Genomic DNA, 17,257 nt, shown 5'->3' with positions numbered 1-17,257 from the left:
TTAATCAAACTATTATGAGTATTGTAAAAGAATTTAAAGAGTTTGCTATAAAGGGCAATGCATTCGATTTAGCCGTCGGCGTAATCATTGGAGGTGCCTTTGGTAAGATTGTAACGAGCGTTATCGATGATTTAATCATGCCAATTGTTGCGGCAATGGTGGGTAAACCCGATTTTAGCAGCATCTATTTTGCTATGGGAAAGGGTGCGGAGCTTATTCCGAAAGGTGCTTCACTAGCTGATGCAAAAAAAGTTGCTCCGGATGCGGCCATATTTGCATACGGTAACTTCATAACCGTTGCCATTAATTTTTTACTCTTGGCTCTGGTTGTTTTTATTATGGTTAGAGCAATCAATAAGATGAAGAAAAAGGAAGAAGCTGCCGCAGTAGTTGCACCGGTTGTTCCAACAAAAGAAGAAATGCTCTTAACTGAAATCAGAGATTTACTGAAAACAAAAGCTTAAATATTAGACAAGGTTCGCAGGTATTGCGAACCTTGTTTGCTAATAACTCCTTTTAACCTTTGGGTCGGTAACGATAATGTAATCCCCAAGGTTTTGAAATTTCCCCCAGTTCGGATTATCAAAACTTTCATCTGAAAATGCTGAAACGTTTAAAATGTGCAGCTTCGGTGCATATTTCTGGAGTTTCGCAAGCGCTCCAAGTTTTTCATCGCTGTGGAAACGGCCATTTATTTGCAGCACTTTAATCCCTTTATGCTCTTTAAATAACCTGGCTATAGACCAGGCCATTGTTGCATCCCACAGGTTTTGTGTTTGATAAATTTTCATTGGTCCCATGCTGTGGCCACCCAATGTTTCCAAAAACTTTTCGTTATAGCGTCCATTAGCCGTATCAATAGGTAAGGGCGGTAGAAATGAAGCGCTGCTTTTTGGTAAATTTTTCAAAACATCCAATCCATCCATGGTTACGGCATTGCTGTATCGCGTGGCAGCATTGGCGCCAATTACCTTTATTTTATTTTGCCTTGCATATTCAATCAGCGGACGATAATCTTTATAGTTTGGCCACGCTCTGCCTTCTTTTATAAAATTTTTTTCGGATATCAAGCCCGCCAGATACTCGTCAATAACCGGCTGTGTATCCGTATAAAACATTTCCATAGTCAATACAGTCTTTTTTGGAAAAGCTTCACATAGTTTTTTAAAAATTTCGGATTCTAAGTAATGTCCGGTAGAATCGTTGTGGTCTTCACCATAAAATAACACGTCGGCTGTGCTCATGTCTTTTATGATATCCGCTAAAGAAATTAAGCTTTGCTTTTTAACATCGTAAATTTTATAGGTTGTGCTGTTTATTTGTGCCGAAAGTGTTGTCGAAACGAGTAAAATGATAAATAATAACGAAATCTTCATGACCTCAAAATACTAAAATATTTTTCACCGACGAAATAATGCAGCTTACCGATTGTTTGCTGATTTTCGAAGATTTGCGATGAATTAGCTTAATGCTTATGAATACTTTTGATTATTAAAATTTACACAAATGGAAAATTTAAATAATAATATAACAACTAACCGCTCTGGCAGAATGCTGAGTGGATTAGTGATTGTAATAATCGGGCTTGCTTTTCTTTTAGATAATATGGGCTTCGACATTCCTCATTGGGTATTTAGCTGGCATACATTTTTAATTGTGATAGGGATTTTTGTTGGCGTAAGGCGCAATTTCAAGGGAATAGGGTGGTTGATAATGGTTTTGATTGGTACGTACTATACCATTGATGACATTACAGGACTTGATTTTGACGCATCAAAATATGCTTTGGGCGTTGGGCTGGTGGTTTTGGGTGGTTTCCTGATATTGAAACCTAAGGGTAATGGTTTCAAGAAAAGACGCAGAGATGGCCTGGGAGATAATCTCGGTGCCGGAACAGAAAACTTTTCTTCGGGCAACAAAAAATCAACCAGCGAAGATTTTGTGGAGGCGACAGCAATTTTTGGTTCGACCAACCAGGTTGTTTATTCAAAAAACTTTAGAGGGGGAGATGTTACGGTAGTTTTTGGCGGTGCAGATATTAACCTTACCCAGGCAGACTTTGTTCAGGACACCGTTTTTGATGTTACAGCGATTTTTGGCGGCGTTAAATTAATTGTGCCGGCAAACTGGATAATCAAAACCAACGGAACACCAATATTTGGTAGCATTGAAGATAAACGCGGTCACTTAATGCAAACGGGAGAAGTGCAAAAAACATTAATTATCGACGGAACAGTGCTGTTCGGTGGGATAGAAGTTAAAAGCTTTTAAAGCTGGCGGCGTACATGCTGCATTTTTAATGAGATTCTGTGTGCTTTTCGAACTTGCTGTAACAAACTGCCAAATGCATGTTAATTATATGGCGAAAACAGTGTAAATAAGAAAGACATCCAACTCAGTTTTGACCATTTTAAATTGAATGCCTGTAACTGCGGTTATAATTTAAGAGTCCCTAAAAAACGTTAACTGAACTAAATAAATAAGTTTTGACAACAAGACCTTTATCAGTACCTCAAATTAAAAAAACTGCGCTAAGCATAGCATTAGCATGGCTAATTTTATGTGCCGTTGGGCTCCATTATGTGGTAAATTTTTCATGGTTAATTTCATTTACCGATAGCACAATAACTAATCTGCTTTTGGCTTTGGCCTGTATAAGTGTAAGTAATATGCTCGGGTACTATCAACCAAAAAACGAGCGGATTTTATATGTGTTGATAATTACCTTGGCCTTAACGCTGGTTATCATTTTTATAGCCAAATATGCGCTCCTGTATATTTTTACGGATTTTAAAGAATATAAAGACTTCTATAACTTTTCTTTTGCATTTCGTGGATTGATATCTTTTATGTGCCTTGGCTGGTGCGCCCTTGCCAACATCTTGTGGTATCGGTTGGAAGAACAATCGGAAACCCAGGGCAGGCTTTTAACTGCGCAAAACCTGGCTAAAGAGGCCGAATTAAACAAACTTCGTCACCAGTTGCAGCCACATTTTCTGTTCAATAGTTTAAATTCTGTTTTCGCCCTTACCATGGTTAATCCTAAGGAAGCGGGGGTAATGATAACCAAACTTGCCTCATTTTTACGCGGTACACTCAAACGCGATGATGAACTCTGGGTTTCGGTTGAAGAAGAAATGGAATACATTCAGTTGTACCTGGATATTGAGAAAGTTCGTTTCAGTCATCGTTTAAACATAGAAGTTAATGTTGAAGAAGATACATTAAACCTCTGCCTGCCTGGAACATTACTACAGCCTATTGTTGAAAACGCCATAAAATTTGGGTTATACAATACCTCATCAGCCATTACAATAAAAGTTGATGTTTGTGTTGAGCAGGATGTTTTGCATTTAAGGGTACAAAATCCATTCGACCCTGACATGCGGGCAACAGGCGGCACCGGCTTCGGTTTAACAGCAATTAAGCGTAGATTATATTTGTTATTTGCCAACCCACACCTTTTGCAAACAGAAATTGAGGCAAATAATTTATATATTACGACTCTAAAAATTCCGCAGAAAAATGATCAAAACCATATTAATTGATGATGAGCCTTTAGCACGAGATATTGTAAAATTCTACCTTTCGGAACATAAAGAAATTGAAATAGTGGCCGAGTGCTGCGATGGTTTTGAAGGTTTGAAGGCGATAACGCAACATAAGCCCGATTTAATTTTTCTGGATATACAAATGCCGAAAATCAGCGGCTTCGAAATGCTCGAACTCGTTGAAGATAAGCCTGCCGTAATTTTTACAACAGCCTTTGATGAATATGCCATTAAAGCGTTTGAGGTTAATGCGGTGGATTATCTGCTTAAGCCAATTGATAAAGCGAGATTTGATTCTGCCATCAAAAAATTGCCCTCACGGTTAAACCAGACTGAAAATACTGAAGCAGTTTTAGATGCAGCGGCTATGAGTCCGGCGCAAAGCAGCAGGGTCGTGGTTAAAAAAGATGGCATAATTAAAATAATTCCTGTCGCCGATATTAATTATCTGGAAGCAGATGATGATTATGTAAAATTGAGTACCGCTGATGGAGCTTTTTACAAGAATAAAACGATGGCGTTTTTTGAGCAGGCGCTTGATGCTGGGCAATTCATTCGCATCCATCGTTCCTATATCATTAATCTGGCACAGGTAACAAAAATAGAGTTGAAAGAGAAAGATAGTTATGTGGTATTATTAAAATCGGATATCTGGTTACCGGTAAGCAAAACCGGGTATGTTAAGTTAAAGGCGGCTTTGGGTCTGTAATGCCTTAGCCTTCTAAATTTATTCTGAAAAAGAATCATTACATTTGCAATCTGGTAGAAAATAAAAAATTAAACACACTTGCAATTGTAGAGAAATCGCTTTATATTTGCACCTCTTAATTTTGAAATTACAATAAGATAATATACAGTCATGAAAAGAACATACCAACCTTCGCAAAGAAAGAGAAGAAACAAACACGGCTTCCGCGAAAGAATGGCAACAGCTAACGGCAGACGAGTATTAGCATCACGTCGTGCTAAAGGAAGAAAAAGATTAACAGTTTCTGACGAACGCAAGCATAAAGCATAATTTTTGATTGCTTTTCCGATTAGTCGGAACTGGCAGATCAAAATCTGCAATTATCAATCAAAAATATATGTACACATTCAGGAAAGAAGAACGGTTATGCAGCAGAAAACATTTAGATCTGCTGTTTAAAAACGGTTCTTCTTTTTTATTATATCCATTTCGTATTTCATATCTTTTTGTTAATGCTCCGGCCGAAGTTCAGGCACAGGTTGTAATTAACGTTCCTAAAAAGAGGTATAAGAGAGCGGTAGACCGCAATTTATTAAAACGCCGCATTCGCGAAGCCTACCGCTTGCACAAGCAGGAAAGCTTATATTCAAATCTTCCGGAAAGCAACGGCTTACTGTTATTTTCAATTCAGTTTGTAGGAAAAGACAAGTATGAGTTTTCTTTTATAGAGAAGAAATTAATAGCAACCTTTAAGCGCTTTCATAACCTTATCGCACCTGATGAAACTGGTAAATAAAATATTTGGCTGGTTCTTTTTAGGCTTGATAAGAATTTATCAGTATGCCATATCGCCAATGCTTGGTGCGAACTGCAGATTTACACCAACCTGCTCACAATATGGCATAGAAGCCATAAGAAAGTACGGGCCATTTAAAGGCGGATGGATGGCTTTGAAGCGTATTGGCCGTTGCCATCCATGGGGAGCGCATGGACACGACCCCGTTCCGTAGTGTCTCAGCATGTCCGGATACTTTTACGTTTTCATCTTTTAGCATATCTTTGTGCATGCCAAAAATACTTTTGTTAGAAACTGCTACTTCTTTTTGTTCTGTTGCCTTATCCATAAACGGAGAAATTATCGCGGTTAAAGAAGCCTTTGGTCAGAATCTGCATGCAGGTAATCTCACTTTGTTTATCGAAGATGTTATCACCAGGTCCAATTTAAAATACAATGATCTGGATGCGGTTTGCATAAGCAAGGGGCCAGGCTCTTATACAGGACTTAGGATTGGTGTTTCTACCGCTAAGGGTTTGTGTTACGCCCTGGAAAAGCCCTTAATTGCTTTAGAAACGTTGGAAATGATGGCGGCGGGTTTCATGATTCAAAATCCTGATTACACAGGATTGATTTGCCCCATGATAGACGCAAGAAGAATGGAAGTATACACATCTGTTTTCGATTCCAAACTGCAGCTCGTTGAGCCAACTTCTGCAAAAATTATTGACGAACCTAGCTTTGAAAATTTATTATCAGCGCACAGGATTACTTTTTTGGGCGATGGTGCAGCAAAATGTATTGAAACGCTAAAGCATGAGCATGCATTTTTTAGTGATGCAAATTTCAATTCGGCAACTAATATGGCCCAATTAGCCGAACAAGCTTTCAGCGAAGCTAAATTTGAAGATGTTGCCTACTTCGAGCCATTCTACCTTAAAGATTTCGTGGTTACGCAGCCCAAAAAAAAGGTTTAATCTTTATTTCTTTTTAAAAACAGAAAATAAATTTTTAAAGAAGCTACCGCCCTCATTATCGTTAATGCCTGGCATCACATCGCTAAACTGAGGATGGTTTACAACGTTGCCGAATTTAATTCCAACACCCATATAAAATGAGGCGCCGTTTGGACCGCTTCCAATGGTATAATCGTTTTTCAATACTGCAGATGCGGTACTGGCACTCGAGATTAAGTTATCGGTACCCATAAAAATTTCGAAATTTGGTGTTTGATATTTGCCTTGTAAACCAACCATAAATACATTGTTTAGGTTGTAAAGTGGGGTTATGCTTCCAGACAAATCATTGTATCTGAATGTGTTTACGAAAGCTAAATCCCCGCCGCGGTAAAATAAATTTTTCGAAATGGCTAAAGCAGGCTTGTAAAAACCATAGTTTTTTGAAATATAGATGTCGGCTTTGGCATTTGTTAAAGCCAAAAATTTGTCTGGCTGCTCCGAAAGTTCGAAAATATCCCTGATTTCCCTGTTTGTATTGGCCTGATTGAAAGCAATGTTATCGATGTTTTTCAGGGTGTTAACCGTTGTGCTGTGTGTATTATTTCGCCACCAGATAAAGCCGAGGTCTTTAACATTGGCCATTAAAAAAAGTCCCTTTTTAGTCGTGTAGTTTGTGCTGAAACCAATTGATAAGCCAGGATTCTTGAATGTCGGGATAACGGTATTGCGATTAATTTTATTTTCGTCGTTAAAGTTGCTCGAATATGTTCCTGCAAGACCAATATTTAGCGAATTTGTTTCCGGGCTGACATACATATATGAATCGGAAATGTTTAAATCATTGTATATTATTCCACTCAGTAAACTCGCTTTTAAGCCGAAGGCTAATCTTTTATTATAGTTTTCACGATAGGTAAAGCTAAACTGGTGATAGGATTGTTGGTAGCCTTTTGCGTTGAAGATATCATTTAATTCGGTTTGCTGTGGAAATCTTGTATAGGAATCGAACACGGCAATGCTTTCATTTGGATAATCTACTTGCGCATCAGAACGGATTTGCCAGGCAAAACCCATTTCTTTCTGGTATTTATAGGATTGGAATATTCGTAACGTCAGCACATAAACATTGCTGTTTTCGTATATATGATTAATGTTCCCCGTTCCGAGCGGCAGCGTTCGTGTATCGTTTACGCCATCAACAATTAATCGACGCACAACCGATTCTGCATCACCTTTATTGGCACCATTTACCCCAAAATAGGGCAGAAAAAAATTCGATGAAAACCTTCTCGATGAATCCAGGGTAAACGATTTTTGGGATGGATTTTCAAAGGCATCAAACATGGTTTTTGTTCCAAATAGCGCATATTGTTGAGCGAAGGAGTTACTGAATGAAATAAAAAGAATGAGTACAAGTAGAAGTTTCTTCATTTAATTTGCGTTTTCCTGGTTTTGATATTAACGATTGGTGGTTGAATCTGGTATTTCGGCCTGTAAATATTTGTTTAAAAGCACGTTAGTGATGAATTTGTTTTTGTCGGCACTCATCTGATAATAAAATGTATCGAAATTTTTCAAGCCGCTATCCGCCCGAAGGTGTTTGTAGAACGGCGTTAAAACATTGCCCCTGAAGATTTCAGCTGAGGTTTTTGTGTTAATATAATAACTAACATTTGATGTAGTAGAAAGTTGGTTCAGCGCATCCTGATATTGCGGCAACTCAATTAATAACCGGTTATTCTTATAGCTGCTTAGAAAAGACTGCACTGTGCTTGCGTTATTCGCGAAAACTAAATTGTTATCAATTATTGTGTAATATGGCCGACGAAATTTTTTAAAAGGCTCTCCAAAAAAGGCATATAATATGTCTGATGATTTAAGGATCTTGATTTCATCATTATAATCTGCGCTAACATCTATAAGCAACTGCTTCACTTTTTCTCCGTTCGATAGGGCGATAGCGCCCAGTTTTTCGGAAGTGCCGAGCTGGAAACTGATAAATTGATTTTTTACGTAAGGCTGGAAAATCGAATTTAAGTCAACTCTGTATTCATTTTTTACCGATTTCAATAAGGCATCAACTTTCGTTGTTTCTTTCTTGCTCAACTGCCAGGCAACAAGTTTTTGTAGCCAGTTTTTGTAGTTATCATAAGCAAACAGACTGTAGTTTGCGGTATTGTCTGGCAACAGATTAGTAATGCTTATTGCCTGTGCGGGTATTTGTTCAAAAAGCTTTAAATAATTATCGCCCGCTTTTAGTTCGGTATTGCCATTGAAAAGTATTTTCTCTTTACTGAAATTGTAGTTCAGCGAAGCAAAACTGTTTTGTTTCTCAAAAAGCGACAGCTCGCCATTTATTTTGCCCGCCAAAATGGTTTTTAACAAGAGTGGCGCCTGGTTAAAATTGATGTATAAATTTGCCAGTACATTTTTATTTAGCAAACTGTTTTCCTTAATATATTCTGTAAATGGATTTTCATCCAACCGAACGGCAGCATCATCAATTAATTTTTTCGATGTGGAAATTGTTAGTACCTGATCCTGAACGCCCACGAAAAAAGTAGTGTTTTTACTAAAGTTGATGGTAAATAATTGATCTGTTTCTTTAGAAACTGCTTTCCTGCTTTTTAGATAGTTAAAAAACTGACGGTAATTTTTATCTTCCTGTAACTGAACCGTAATTAAAAAATTAAGCTTTTTCTCTTCATCGGGTAGAACGCTCAGGTAAATTTGTTGTTCTGAAAAGTAGCTGTTTAAAACATTATCGTTAACAATATTTTCTTTCAGGCTTTCGAGTAAAGTCAGCTTTTCTGTTCCTAGAACCTGCTGTAGTAAGGTCTGGCCTTCCAAAATCTGATAAAAGCTCTTATCGTTCTGAAAGGAAAATATTATCGCCGCATTATTAGTTGCCGATTGCAGTGCTAAATCTTTGGCGTTGTTCTCATTATTTAACTTAGAAAAATACAAGTAAGCCAAAAACGCTACGCCTGTTGTTAATGCAATTACTAGAACTAAAATTTTTCTCATCTGTTTGTGAAACAAATTTAAATTATTACATCCATTTGTACGAAGTTCTTACTCAATTTATTAATTTAGCAATTGCGTTAAGCTAAAACAATATGAACAAACGTATTATCCTTACTGCTTCTTTTTTTGGTGCTGTTGCTGTTTTATTGGGTGCTTTTGGTGCGCATGGTTTAAAGGCTTTGATTGATGCGCCTTCGTTGGAAATCTGGCAGAAAGGCGTTGATTATCAATTCTATCATACATTTGCCTTACTTTACCTTTCTACCTTTGCCCGTTATCGAAACAAGCTCATTAATATCGCTTATTTTTGTTTCACCTTTGGTATATTGTTGTTTTCTGGTTCGCTGTATCTACTTGCAACAAGAACGCTTTTACAGCTGAGTTTTGTTGATGTTTTAGGCCCCATTACACCAATTGGAGGTTTGCTTTTCGTTTTAGGCTGGATAATGTTATTCTTCGCTGCTTTTAAAGATAAATAATGAACACATTCGAACCTGATATTTTTGCAGAAAGAGAAACACTTTTTGTTGAAGTTATTTTGCCTTTATCGCTGGCAAAAAACTATACTTATCGGGTGCCTTTTGATTTAAATTCGCAGGTTGAGATCGGAAAAAGGGTAGTTGTTCAATTTGGAAAGCATAAGATTTATACAGCCTTAATTAGAAATATTACAACTAAACCACCCATTGCTTATGAAGCAAAATACCTGCTTGATGTTATAGACTCTGCTCCTTCAGTAACTGCTACCCAGCTAAAATTCTGGGCATGGATGACAGATTATTACATGTGTAACGAGGGAGATGTGATGGCGGCAGCTTTGCCTGCCAGCCTTAAGCTAGCTAGCGAAACAATACTTATTCTCCGTGATGAATTCGATGAAGCTGTAGTTCTAACCGAAAAAGAAGAACTAATTGTCAATGCCTTAAAAAAGCAACAAAAGCTCACCATTAACGATGTTTCAAAATTACTGGGCCAAAAAACAATCTACCCGATTATAAATCAATTATTAGATAAAGAATTGATTTTGGTGGCCGAAGAGGTAATTCAAAAATACAAGCCACTTTTGAAATCGTTCATTATTTTAAATGAGTTTTATAATGAGGAAGAAAATCTTAAACAACTTTTTTCAATTCTAGATCGGGCACCAAAACAGCTTGATGCATTGCTTGCCTATTTAAAATTAAATAAACAGGGTTTGCCGATTGCGAAAGATGAGCTACTTGAGGAAAGCAATTGTGGTCAGGCAGCTTTGAAATCGTTAATTGATAAAGATATATTCACCGTGCTTAAGCGCCCGGTTAGTAGGCTCGCCTCCAATGCTGATGATTTCAGTATAAATTTTACGCTCAATACCGGCCAAGAGAATGCCCTGGAAAAAATAAACACTTTTTTCGAGGAGAAAGATGTTGTTCTGCTTCATGGCGTTACCGCATCTGGCAAAACACAGGTTTACATAAAACTAATTGAACAGATAATAGAAAACAGTGATGGACAAGTCCTGTTCCTACTCCCTGAAATTGCCCTAACCACGCAAATTGTAGAACGTATAAAGCAATATTTTGGAAATTCAATTGGTGTATATCATTCGAAATTTAACAATAGTGAACGGGTAGAAATTTGGAATAAAGTTAAGCATGGTGCTTTCAAAGTAGTTTTAGGTGCCCGCTCTGCCGTATTTTTGCCGTTCCAAAATTTAAAACTAATTGTAGTTGATGAAGAGCATGAGCCATCTTATAAACAATACGACCCGGCACCTCGTTATCAGGCAAGAGATTCTGCAATTTATTTAGCTCATCTTCACCAGGCAAAGGTTGTTCTGGGCTCCGCAACACCATCTTTAGAAAGTTATCACAATGCTCTGATAGGCAAATACGGACTTATTGAAATGAAGGAACGTTTTGGCGGTGTTCAATTGCCAAATCAGCAAATTGTTAGCATTGCTGAAGAAACAAAGCGAAAAACGATGGTTTCGTATTTTTCGAGTGTATTAATAAAAGACATCGACCTGGCACTTAGTAAAAAAGAGCAAATTGTGCTCTTTCAGAACAGACGGGGCTATGCAACCATTTTAATTTGCGCAACATGTGGTTATACGCCAAAGTGTGTGAATTGTGATGTAAGCTTAACCTACCACAAAAGTAGTGGTAAACTTCATTGTCACTACTGCGGCTATCAGCAAAGCAGCGTTAATATTTGTCCGGCTTGCGGCTCGGTACACGTAGAGCAGAAAGGTTTTGGTACCGAGCGTATAGAGGAAGAACTTAAATTGCTGTACCCAGAGGTGAGCATTGCCCGCCTGGATATGGACACCACGCGAACAAAAAATGGTTTGCAACAGATTTTAAGCGATTTCCAGGATAAGAAAACCGATATTTTAATCGGCACACAAATGGTAGCTAAGGGGCTGGACTTTGACAATTTAAGTTTGATCGGCGTAATAAATGCCGACACCCTGCTTGGTTACCCGGATTTTAGGGCCTACGAACGCAGCTATCAGTTGCTGGCACAGGTTTCGGGCAGGGCAGGGCGCAGGGCCGATCAGGGGAATGTATGTATCCAAACTTATGATGCAGAAAACAGAATCATTAAGCAGGTTGTAGATAATGATTACATTGGAATGTACAATGACGAGATTGCCGAGCGTGAAAAATTCCTTTACCCGCCTTTTTCAAGAATGATTTTTATTGCTGTGAAACACAAAGATTTTAATGTTTTAGACAAGGCTGCAATGTTTCTGGCACAAACGCTTAAGGCAAAATTTGGTGCCCGGGTTTTAGGGCCTGAGCAACCATTAATAAGTAGGGTGAGAAATCTTTACATTAAGCAAATCATTATCAAAGCCGATAAGCATACTGCAATACAAAAAGTTAAAAACGTTTTGCGGGAAACACTTACAGAATTTAATGCAATGAAAGAATATAAAAGTGTCTTAATTCAGATTGACGTAGACCCTTATTAGTTTTTGCTGTTAAAATTAAATTGTATGCCTGCAGAAACAGGATTCAACAAAAATTCCCACTTATTATACGTGTAAATATTTCTGGCAGCAAGATTTGGCTGGGTAATGTCTTGCTTTTCATACGAGTAGTTAAAATCAAGACTGCTTTCTGCAAAAATTGAAAGATTCGGGATTATATTTATTTTAACGCCTAAAGATGGTGTCATCACTAAACCGTTTTTAGTTGCATCTGCTGATTGACTTGTTGAAGCAACCATAGAATTTGCCGGAGATAATGTGCCGGTGAATCTATTTGACCTATATCCAATATCAAATGCAAAGTATGGTTGAATCCTTGAGTAATTGAAGTTTTTTTCAAAACCGATTTTGAATGAATAATCCGTTACTTTTCCTTTCGCTATTTCACAGCTTTCGCAGGTATTCTGGAATTGAACATCTTTATCGCGGAAATAGTTACCGCTTATTCTATAACTGATTTGATTATCGTTAAATTTTAAGATGGCACCATTACCAGCCATTTTAGTGTAATCCTGCGTATTTGTTTGATTTAATATTTTTGGCAACTGCATTAAGCTAAAACCTCTTAAAGCAATTGAATAATTATAATCAGCACTGGTTTGAGCAAATAATTTAGTGGTAATGGCGGTGCATAAAATCAATATGCTAATTAGTCCTTTTTTCATTTAAGCGGAGATAGATATTTAGTAAAAAGATATGTCCTCAAAATTAGAAATAAATATCAATAACGAACAAATAATTATTTTCGTCTTCAAAAACGCCTTCTATATTTTTTAGTTTTGATTTTCTGCCACTTACAATCAGGATGAAATTTTTATCTTGTTTCAACGTATAAAAAACCTACTTTTGATACTCATGGCCTACAAATTTGTTGATAATTACCGGGAAAGAGGAGCGAGAAAAAAACTTGTCGAGTTGTTATCATCTCGCGGTATTGAGGATAAAAACGTGCTTCAGGCAATCGGCAAAGTACCTCGTCATTTCTTTTTTGACGAAACATTCTGGAATCAGGCTTATAAAGACATCGCTTTCCCCATTGGCGACGGGCAGACGATTTCCCAACCTTACACTGTTGCTTATCAAAGCGAACTCTTACATATAAAGAAAGGCGATAAAGTTCTGGAAATCGGGACTGGTTCTGGCTATCAAACTTGTATTTTGATGGAACTCGGCGCCCGGGTTTTTACAATCGAACGACAAGAAAATATCTTTAACAGAACCATTCAGGTGTTGCCGGGAATGGGTTATAAGCCTACATTTTACTGCGGCGACGGCTCAAAGGGGATAGCCGAAAACGCACCATACGATAAAATAATTGTTACCGCAGGAGCACCACTTGTACCCGAAATTTTACTGAAACAACTTAAAGTCGGCGGTATTTTGGTTATTCCCGTTGGAGATGAAAAGACTCAAAAAATGGTTACCGTGCTGCGGGTGAGCGAACATGATTTTGAAAAAATCGTATTGGATACCTTTAGGTTCGTTCCACTTGTGGGCGACCAGGCCTGGTAGAATAGTCGTATAGTTTTATGATTTGTTGCAGTAGAGGCGATTAGTGACAGAATCTTAGCTTATCGCTTCATCGCTCTGTCGAGTTCACGTTTGGTATCTCTATCTTTTATACTGTCGCGTTTATCAAACTCTTTTTTACCCTGCGCCAGTGCAATTTCAATTTTCGCGAAACCCCGTTCGTTCATAAAAATTCTTAGTGGTACAATGGTGTAGCCTTTTTCTTCGCCTTTTGCTTTCAGTTTTTTTATCTCCCTTTTTTGTAAAAGCAAGGCTCTGTCTCTTTTAATATCGTGGTGATAAAAGGAACTGTGGCTATATTCGGAAATGTGTAAGTTGCGCACGTAAAGATTTCCGCCAATAAACATGCAGAAGGCATCCGTCATGTTTGCCTTTCCCTGCCTTATTGCTTTAATTTCGGTTCCTAATAAGGCAATACCGGCTACATACTTATCAATTAGATTGTAGTCGAAATAAGCCCTTTTATTTTTTATATTGATGTCGTTTTTCAAAATGTACTGCTGTATTTAATTAGATAATGTACTGGCCATTGAGTATGGTGGTGTACATCGGGCTGCAAATATCTTAAAAAATGGGCTAATATCATTTTTTAATTGCAACATCTTGTTATCGCCTGCAAAATTTTTGTTCATCTTATGTAAAACATAAAAAATTCTTACCCTTCTTCGCAATTAAAAAATTATGTTTGAGTTTAGATCAATTTGTATGAAGTTAAGAAACCTGTTTTTAATTGTCGCTATTTTATTTGCCGTAAATGTGAACGCTCAGCAACCAGCGTTTTTGCCACAATTTAAGTTCTTTAAGTTAGATGGAAAAGCGTTTTCAAATGTGAACATTAATCAATCGAAAAAGACACTTTTTATATTATTTGATTGTACATGTGAACATTGCCAACGTGAAGCAAAAGAGTTAAATAAGGTTTATGCTAAGCTTAAAAATGTAAACATACTGATGGTAACATTAGATGAATCGATATCCATTCAAAAGTTTTTTGGTACCTACGCACCTGGCCTAAACCTTAAGCCAAACGTAACGGTGCTTCAGGATAAAAACAGAACATTTATTCCAACATTTTTGCCTTCTCAATACCCTGCAATGTATTTGTATGGTTCAAGTGGAAAGCTTATTGTTTATAGCAATGGCGATGGTGGAATAAATAAAGTTCTAAAATCTATCGGATAATCAGCACCGGTATATTCACTTTGTGTCTAACGGCATCAACTGTTGTTCCGAATACCAGATCTTTTAATCCACGATGACCGTGGGCGCCCATTACCAATAGCTCAAGTTCGTTTTTGTTGCTGATGTCGGCAATTGCTTTCGCAGTGCCCCCGAATCCGATAAATAAGGTTGCGTCATAGCCTAAATCGGCAAGGTTGATTTTGTATTTTTCCAGGTTTTCGGCATCGCTCTGTGTTTCGTGGTCCATCACAATATCGCCATGGTAGCGGGCTGCGGCAGTTTCTACAACATGAATAAGGTAGTAATGAGCATCTTTCCCGCCCTGAATTAGTGCATGTCTAATCGTATTCCGGTCGTTTTTAGAAAAATCGACTGCAATTCCAATGCGTTGGTAGCTAATCTTATCAATCTTGCCAATGTCGAGCGCATTGCCATGAGGAACCATTTGCCTTTGCAAGTTTCGCTTGTCAATAAGTGGGTGAAAGAAAACATAAAGCAGCAGGAGAATGATGACGATTACTGCCGGGAAAACGAACACATAAATCCACCAGGTGTTTGCATCTTTAGTCCAGCCGGAGATTTCTTCAATTACCAGTTTTACATTTAACGCAATAATTAAAGCGGCGCTACCCCAGGCTAAGACCTTAACCCAGGTTTTTATGGCGAAATCCTTCATCAGTTTCTTATCTGATGTAAAGTGAATTAATGGGATAACTGCAAAGCCAAGCTGAAGACTCAACACAACCTGACTGAGCACGAGCAATCCACCCAAGGCATCATCGCCATAATGGAGAATGGTGAAAAATGCCGGTATAATGGCTAACAAGCGGGTTATTAATCTCCTCAGCCAAGGCTGAATTCTTAAATTAATATGGCCTTCCATAATAATCTGGCCAGCCAGCGTTCCTGTAACTGTGGAGCTTTGACCGGCGGCAATTAAGGCAATAGCGAACAAGGTTGGGGCAACGCTGCCGAAAATATTAGAAAGTAACTTGTGTGCATCCTGTATTTCTGCAACTTCGTGAAGACCATTTTTAAAAAAAGCAGCAGCTGCCAGAATTAAAATCGCCGCGTTAACAAAGAAAGCAAGATTCAGCGCAACGGTAGTATCAATCAGGTTAAATTTTAATGCTTCCTTTATACCTTTATTTGTTCGTTCTATTTTTCTGGTTTGCACCAGTGAGGAGTGGAGATACAGGTTGTGTGGCATTACGGTGGCGCCTATAATACCGATGGCAATGTAGAGTGCGTCGCCACCAAGCAAAGAAGGCTCAAAACCCTTCGCAACCTCTTTTAAAGATGGCTCAACGATAAACATTTCAACAAGAAATGAAATGCCTACGATAAATACCATAGAAACGATAAAACCTTCCATTGCCCTCATTCCTTTATTTAGCAGGAAAAGAAGAAGTATAGTGTCGAAAATGGTTATTGAAATGCCCCAGATTAGTGGTAAACCAAAAAGCAATTGTAAACCTATCGCCATACCTATAATTTCTGCTAAATCGCAGGCAATTATAGCCAGTTGTGCCAACCCGAACAAGGGGATGTTTGCCCAGCGGGGATAGGCATGTTTTGAAGCCTGCGCCAAATCTAAACCCCGAACAATTCCTAACCTGGCACTAAGTGATTGCAATAGCAACGCAATCAGGTTCGACATTAACAACACCCAGATAAGCTGGTAGCCGAACTTACTTCCACCGGCTAAGTCCGTCGCCCAGTTTCCGGGATCCATATAGCCTACGCTTATTAAGTAGGCCGGACCGATGAAGGATAGAATTCTTCGCCAGCCTTTACGCTTATCGGTATTTACACTCTGATGAACCTCACTTAACGATTCAGTTTTTGCCATTACTGCTAATTAAAATATGTTTTGCAACTTCTCTGCTAATATTGATTTGTTTTTCGGCTACTAAAATTTCAACTGAGCCATCGAAATCGGTAACATCTGAAACTTGTATTTGTTTTCCGAGCGTTAAACCCAGTTTTTCAAGGTGTTTTAAAAACGGAGAGCTGTGCTGGCTAACGCCAGTTATGGTTCCGCTGTCGCCAATGCCAAGTTCGATAAGTTTTATAAATTGTGTTTTCGCAAAACGTCCGTTTTTGTCCGGAATTGGGTCGCCGTGAGGGTCTGATTTAGGAAAACCTAAAAACTCATCTAAACGCTCAATTAAATCTACCGACCTTATGTGCTCCAGTTCTTCTGCAACATCATGCACCTCGTCCCATTTAAAGTTAAGCTTATCCACTAAGAAGACTTCCCAAAGGCGGTGTTTTCGAACAATGTCTACAGCGGCATGCTTCCCCTTTTCGGTTAAGGTAACGCCCTGATATTTAACATAATCCACAAGACCTTTCTCCGCCAGTTTTTTAATCATGTCGGTTACAGATGCGGGTTTGGTTTGAATTTGCTCGGCTATTGCATTTGTTTGAACGTTACTGGTTTTTTCGGCCAGGTGGTAAATAATCTTAAGATAGTTCTCTTCGGTAAAACTTTGCATTTACGTTTATCTAATTTTATTTTTAGGTAAATCTAAAAATTTTAATTTAAAATATATATGATAAATT

General features: G+C 38.1%; 19 protein-coding genes. 12 read left to right on the top strand and 7 right to left on the bottom strand.

Going from position 1 to position 17,257, the window contains the following annotated elements; genetic code table 11:
- Positions 1-14: 14 nt before the first annotated feature.
- Positions 15-464 (top strand): large conductance mechanosensitive channel protein MscL, encoded by a 450-nt coding sequence (mscL, locus tag ASG14_RS07280; RefSeq protein WP_056870450.1) that lies wholly within the window; start codon positions 15-17, stop codon positions 462-464.
- Positions 465-503: 39 nt separating this feature from the next.
- On the opposite strand, the gene ASG14_RS07275 is transcribed toward mscL, so the two are convergent.
- Entirely contained in the window at positions 504-1,376 is an 873-nt protein-coding gene (locus ASG14_RS07275) for a ChaN family lipoprotein (RefSeq protein WP_056870416.1), read from the bottom strand.
- A gap of 130 nt (positions 1,377-1,506) precedes the next feature.
- Between ASG14_RS07275 and ASG14_RS07270 the strand changes: the two genes are divergently transcribed.
- The 7 genes from ASG14_RS07270 (at position 1,507) to tsaB (ending at position 5,991) form a co-directional block, all read left to right on the top strand.
- Entirely contained in the window at positions 1,507-2,271 is a 765-nt protein-coding gene (locus ASG14_RS07270; protein WP_056870415.1) for a LiaF domain-containing protein, read from the top strand.
- Positions 2,272-2,486: 215 nt separating this feature from the next.
- Positions 2,487-3,548 carry a sensor histidine kinase gene (locus ASG14_RS07265; protein WP_235528537.1) on the top strand — a complete coding sequence of 354 codons (1,062 nt, stop codon included), beginning with the start codon at positions 2,487-2,489 and terminating at the stop codon, positions 3,546-3,548.
- Positions 3,526-4,260 carry a LytTR family DNA-binding domain-containing protein gene (locus tag ASG14_RS07260; protein ID WP_056870414.1) on the top strand — a complete coding sequence of 245 codons (735 nt, stop codon included), beginning with the start codon at positions 3,526-3,528 and terminating at the stop codon, positions 4,258-4,260. The genes ASG14_RS07265 and ASG14_RS07260 overlap by 23 nt, the downstream gene beginning before the upstream one ends.
- A 150-nt stretch (positions 4,261-4,410) precedes the next feature.
- A complete protein-coding gene (gene rpmH / locus ASG14_RS07255; RefSeq protein ID WP_010601723.1) occupies positions 4,411-4,569 on the top strand; it encodes a 50S ribosomal protein L34 in 159 nt (52 codons plus the stop codon).
- Positions 4,570-4,636: 67 nt separating this feature from the next.
- Entirely contained in the window at positions 4,637-5,035 is a 399-nt protein-coding gene (locus ASG14_RS07250; protein ID WP_056870413.1) for a ribonuclease P protein component, read from the top strand.
- Positions 5,019-5,249, top strand: a complete 231-nt coding sequence (yidD, locus tag ASG14_RS07245; protein ID WP_056870412.1) for a membrane protein insertion efficiency factor YidD — start codon at positions 5,019-5,021, stop codon at positions 5,247-5,249. The genes ASG14_RS07250 and yidD overlap by 17 nt, the downstream gene beginning before the upstream one ends.
- A gap of 55 nt (positions 5,250-5,304) precedes the next feature.
- On the top strand, positions 5,305-5,991 hold the full coding sequence (tsaB, locus tag ASG14_RS07240) for a tRNA (adenosine(37)-N6)-threonylcarbamoyltransferase complex dimerization subunit type 1 TsaB (RefSeq protein WP_056870411.1): 687 nt from the start codon (positions 5,305-5,307) through the stop codon (positions 5,989-5,991).
- Positions 5,992-5,994: 3 nt separating this feature from the next.
- Here tsaB and ASG14_RS07235 read toward each other — a convergent pair whose 3' ends face one another.
- Together ASG14_RS07235 and ASG14_RS07230 are read right to left on the bottom strand one after the other, a co-directional pair.
- The gene (locus ASG14_RS07235) at positions 5,995-7,404 is read right to left on the bottom strand and encodes a DUF5723 family protein (protein ID WP_056870410.1); all 1,410 of its coding nucleotides are present in this window, start codon (positions 7,402-7,404) and stop codon (positions 5,995-5,997) included.
- 27 nt (positions 7,405-7,431) lie between these two features.
- Complete coding sequence (locus ASG14_RS07230) at positions 7,432-9,000, bottom strand: hypothetical protein (protein ID WP_056870409.1); 1,569 nt, start codon at positions 8,998-9,000, stop codon at positions 7,432-7,434.
- 92 nt (positions 9,001-9,092) lie between these two features.
- On the opposite strand from ASG14_RS07230, the gene ASG14_RS07225 reads away from it, so the two are divergent.
- Positions 9,093-9,479, top strand: coding sequence for a DUF423 domain-containing protein (locus ASG14_RS07225; protein WP_056870408.1), 387 nt, complete (start codon positions 9,093-9,095; stop codon positions 9,477-9,479).
- A complete protein-coding gene (gene priA / locus ASG14_RS07220; protein WP_056870407.1) occupies positions 9,479-11,959 on the top strand; it encodes a primosomal protein N' in 2,481 nt (826 codons plus the stop codon). The genes ASG14_RS07225 and priA overlap by 1 nt, the downstream gene beginning before the upstream one ends.
- Here the strand turns inward: priA and ASG14_RS07215 are convergent.
- Positions 11,956-12,642, bottom strand: coding sequence for a hypothetical protein (locus tag ASG14_RS07215; protein WP_056870406.1), 687 nt, complete (start codon positions 12,640-12,642; stop codon positions 11,956-11,958). The genes priA and ASG14_RS07215 overlap by 4 nt on opposite strands.
- Positions 12,643-12,832: 190 nt before the next feature.
- Between ASG14_RS07215 and ASG14_RS07210 the strand changes: the two genes are divergently transcribed.
- Positions 12,833-13,489 (top strand): protein-L-isoaspartate(D-aspartate) O-methyltransferase, encoded by a 657-nt coding sequence (locus ASG14_RS07210; RefSeq protein WP_056870405.1) that lies wholly within the window; start codon positions 12,833-12,835, stop codon positions 13,487-13,489.
- A gap of 59 nt (positions 13,490-13,548) precedes the next feature.
- On the opposite strand, the gene smpB is transcribed toward ASG14_RS07210, so the two are convergent.
- A complete protein-coding gene (gene smpB, locus ASG14_RS07205) occupies positions 13,549-13,998 on the bottom strand; it encodes an SsrA-binding protein (protein ID WP_056870404.1) in 450 nt (149 codons plus the stop codon).
- A 214-nt stretch (positions 13,999-14,212) separates the two neighbouring features.
- On the opposite strand from smpB, the gene ASG14_RS07200 reads away from it, so the two are divergent.
- Positions 14,213-14,689, top strand: coding sequence for a redoxin domain-containing protein (locus ASG14_RS07200; RefSeq protein ID WP_056870403.1), 477 nt, complete (start codon positions 14,213-14,215; stop codon positions 14,687-14,689).
- Here the strand turns inward: ASG14_RS07200 and ASG14_RS07195 are convergent.
- Both ASG14_RS07195 and ASG14_RS07190 read right to left on the bottom strand, forming a co-directional pair.
- On the bottom strand, positions 14,679-16,541 hold the full coding sequence (locus tag ASG14_RS07195; RefSeq protein WP_056870402.1) for an Nramp family divalent metal transporter: 1,863 nt from the start codon (positions 16,539-16,541) through the stop codon (positions 14,679-14,681). The two genes, ASG14_RS07200 and ASG14_RS07195, sit on opposite strands and share 11 nt — an antisense overlap.
- Positions 16,528-17,190 (bottom strand): metal-dependent transcriptional regulator, encoded by a 663-nt coding sequence (locus ASG14_RS07190; protein WP_056870401.1) that lies wholly within the window; start codon positions 17,188-17,190, stop codon positions 16,528-16,530. The genes ASG14_RS07195 and ASG14_RS07190 overlap by 14 nt, the downstream gene beginning before the upstream one ends.
- Positions 17,191-17,257 lie beyond the last annotated feature (67 nt).

The organism is Pedobacter sp. Leaf194, from assembly GCF_001423945.1.
GTDB lineage: Bacteria > Bacteroidota > Bacteroidia > Sphingobacteriales > Sphingobacteriaceae > Pedobacter.
The sequence above is the reverse complement of the archived record's forward strand: the minus strand, read 5'-3'. Positions and strand labels throughout refer to the sequence as shown.

What these genes read in the sequence shown, in the direction of transcription:
- mscL (WP_056870450.1), top strand. Translation starts at nt 15, where the DNA reads ATGAGTATTGTAAAAGAATTTAAAGAGTTTGCTATAAAGGGCAATGCA.
- ASG14_RS07275 (WP_056870416.1), bottom strand. Translation starts at nt 1,376, where the DNA reads ATGAAGATTTCGTTATTATTTATCATTTTACTCGTTTCGACAACACTT.
- ASG14_RS07270 (WP_056870415.1), top strand. Translation starts at nt 1,507, where the DNA reads ATGGAAAATTTAAATAATAATATAACAACTAACCGCTCTGGCAGAATG.
- ASG14_RS07260 (WP_056870414.1), top strand. Translation starts at nt 3,526, where the DNA reads ATGATCAAAACCATATTAATTGATGATGAGCCTTTAGCACGAGATATT.
- rpmH (WP_010601723.1), top strand. Translation starts at nt 4,411, where the DNA reads ATGAAAAGAACATACCAACCTTCGCAAAGAAAGAGAAGAAACAAACAC.
- ASG14_RS07250 (WP_056870413.1), top strand. Translation starts at nt 4,637, where the DNA reads ATGTACACATTCAGGAAAGAAGAACGGTTATGCAGCAGAAAACATTTA.
- yidD (WP_056870412.1), top strand. Translation starts at nt 5,019, where the DNA reads ATGAAACTGGTAAATAAAATATTTGGCTGGTTCTTTTTAGGCTTGATA.
- tsaB (WP_056870411.1), top strand. Translation starts at nt 5,305, where the DNA reads ATGCCAAAAATACTTTTGTTAGAAACTGCTACTTCTTTTTGTTCTGTT.
- ASG14_RS07235 (WP_056870410.1), bottom strand. Translation starts at nt 7,404, where the DNA reads ATGAAGAAACTTCTACTTGTACTCATTCTTTTTATTTCATTCAGTAAC.
- ASG14_RS07230 (WP_056870409.1), bottom strand. Translation starts at nt 9,000, where the DNA reads ATGAGAAAAATTTTAGTTCTAGTAATTGCATTAACAACAGGCGTAGCG.
- ASG14_RS07225 (WP_056870408.1), top strand. Translation starts at nt 9,093, where the DNA reads ATGAACAAACGTATTATCCTTACTGCTTCTTTTTTTGGTGCTGTTGCT.
- priA (WP_056870407.1), top strand. Translation starts at nt 9,479, where the DNA reads ATGAACACATTCGAACCTGATATTTTTGCAGAAAGAGAAACACTTTTT.
- ASG14_RS07215 (WP_056870406.1), bottom strand. Translation starts at nt 12,642, where the DNA reads ATGAAAAAAGGACTAATTAGCATATTGATTTTATGCACCGCCATTACC.
- ASG14_RS07210 (WP_056870405.1), top strand. Translation starts at nt 12,833, where the DNA reads ATGGCCTACAAATTTGTTGATAATTACCGGGAAAGAGGAGCGAGAAAA.
- ASG14_RS07200 (WP_056870403.1), top strand. Translation starts at nt 14,213, where the DNA reads ATGAAGTTAAGAAACCTGTTTTTAATTGTCGCTATTTTATTTGCCGTA.
- ASG14_RS07195 (WP_056870402.1), bottom strand. Translation starts at nt 16,541, where the DNA reads ATGGCAAAAACTGAATCGTTAAGTGAGGTTCATCAGAGTGTAAATACC.
- ASG14_RS07190 (WP_056870401.1), bottom strand. Translation starts at nt 17,190, where the DNA reads ATGCAAAGTTTTACCGAAGAGAACTATCTTAAGATTATTTACCACCTG.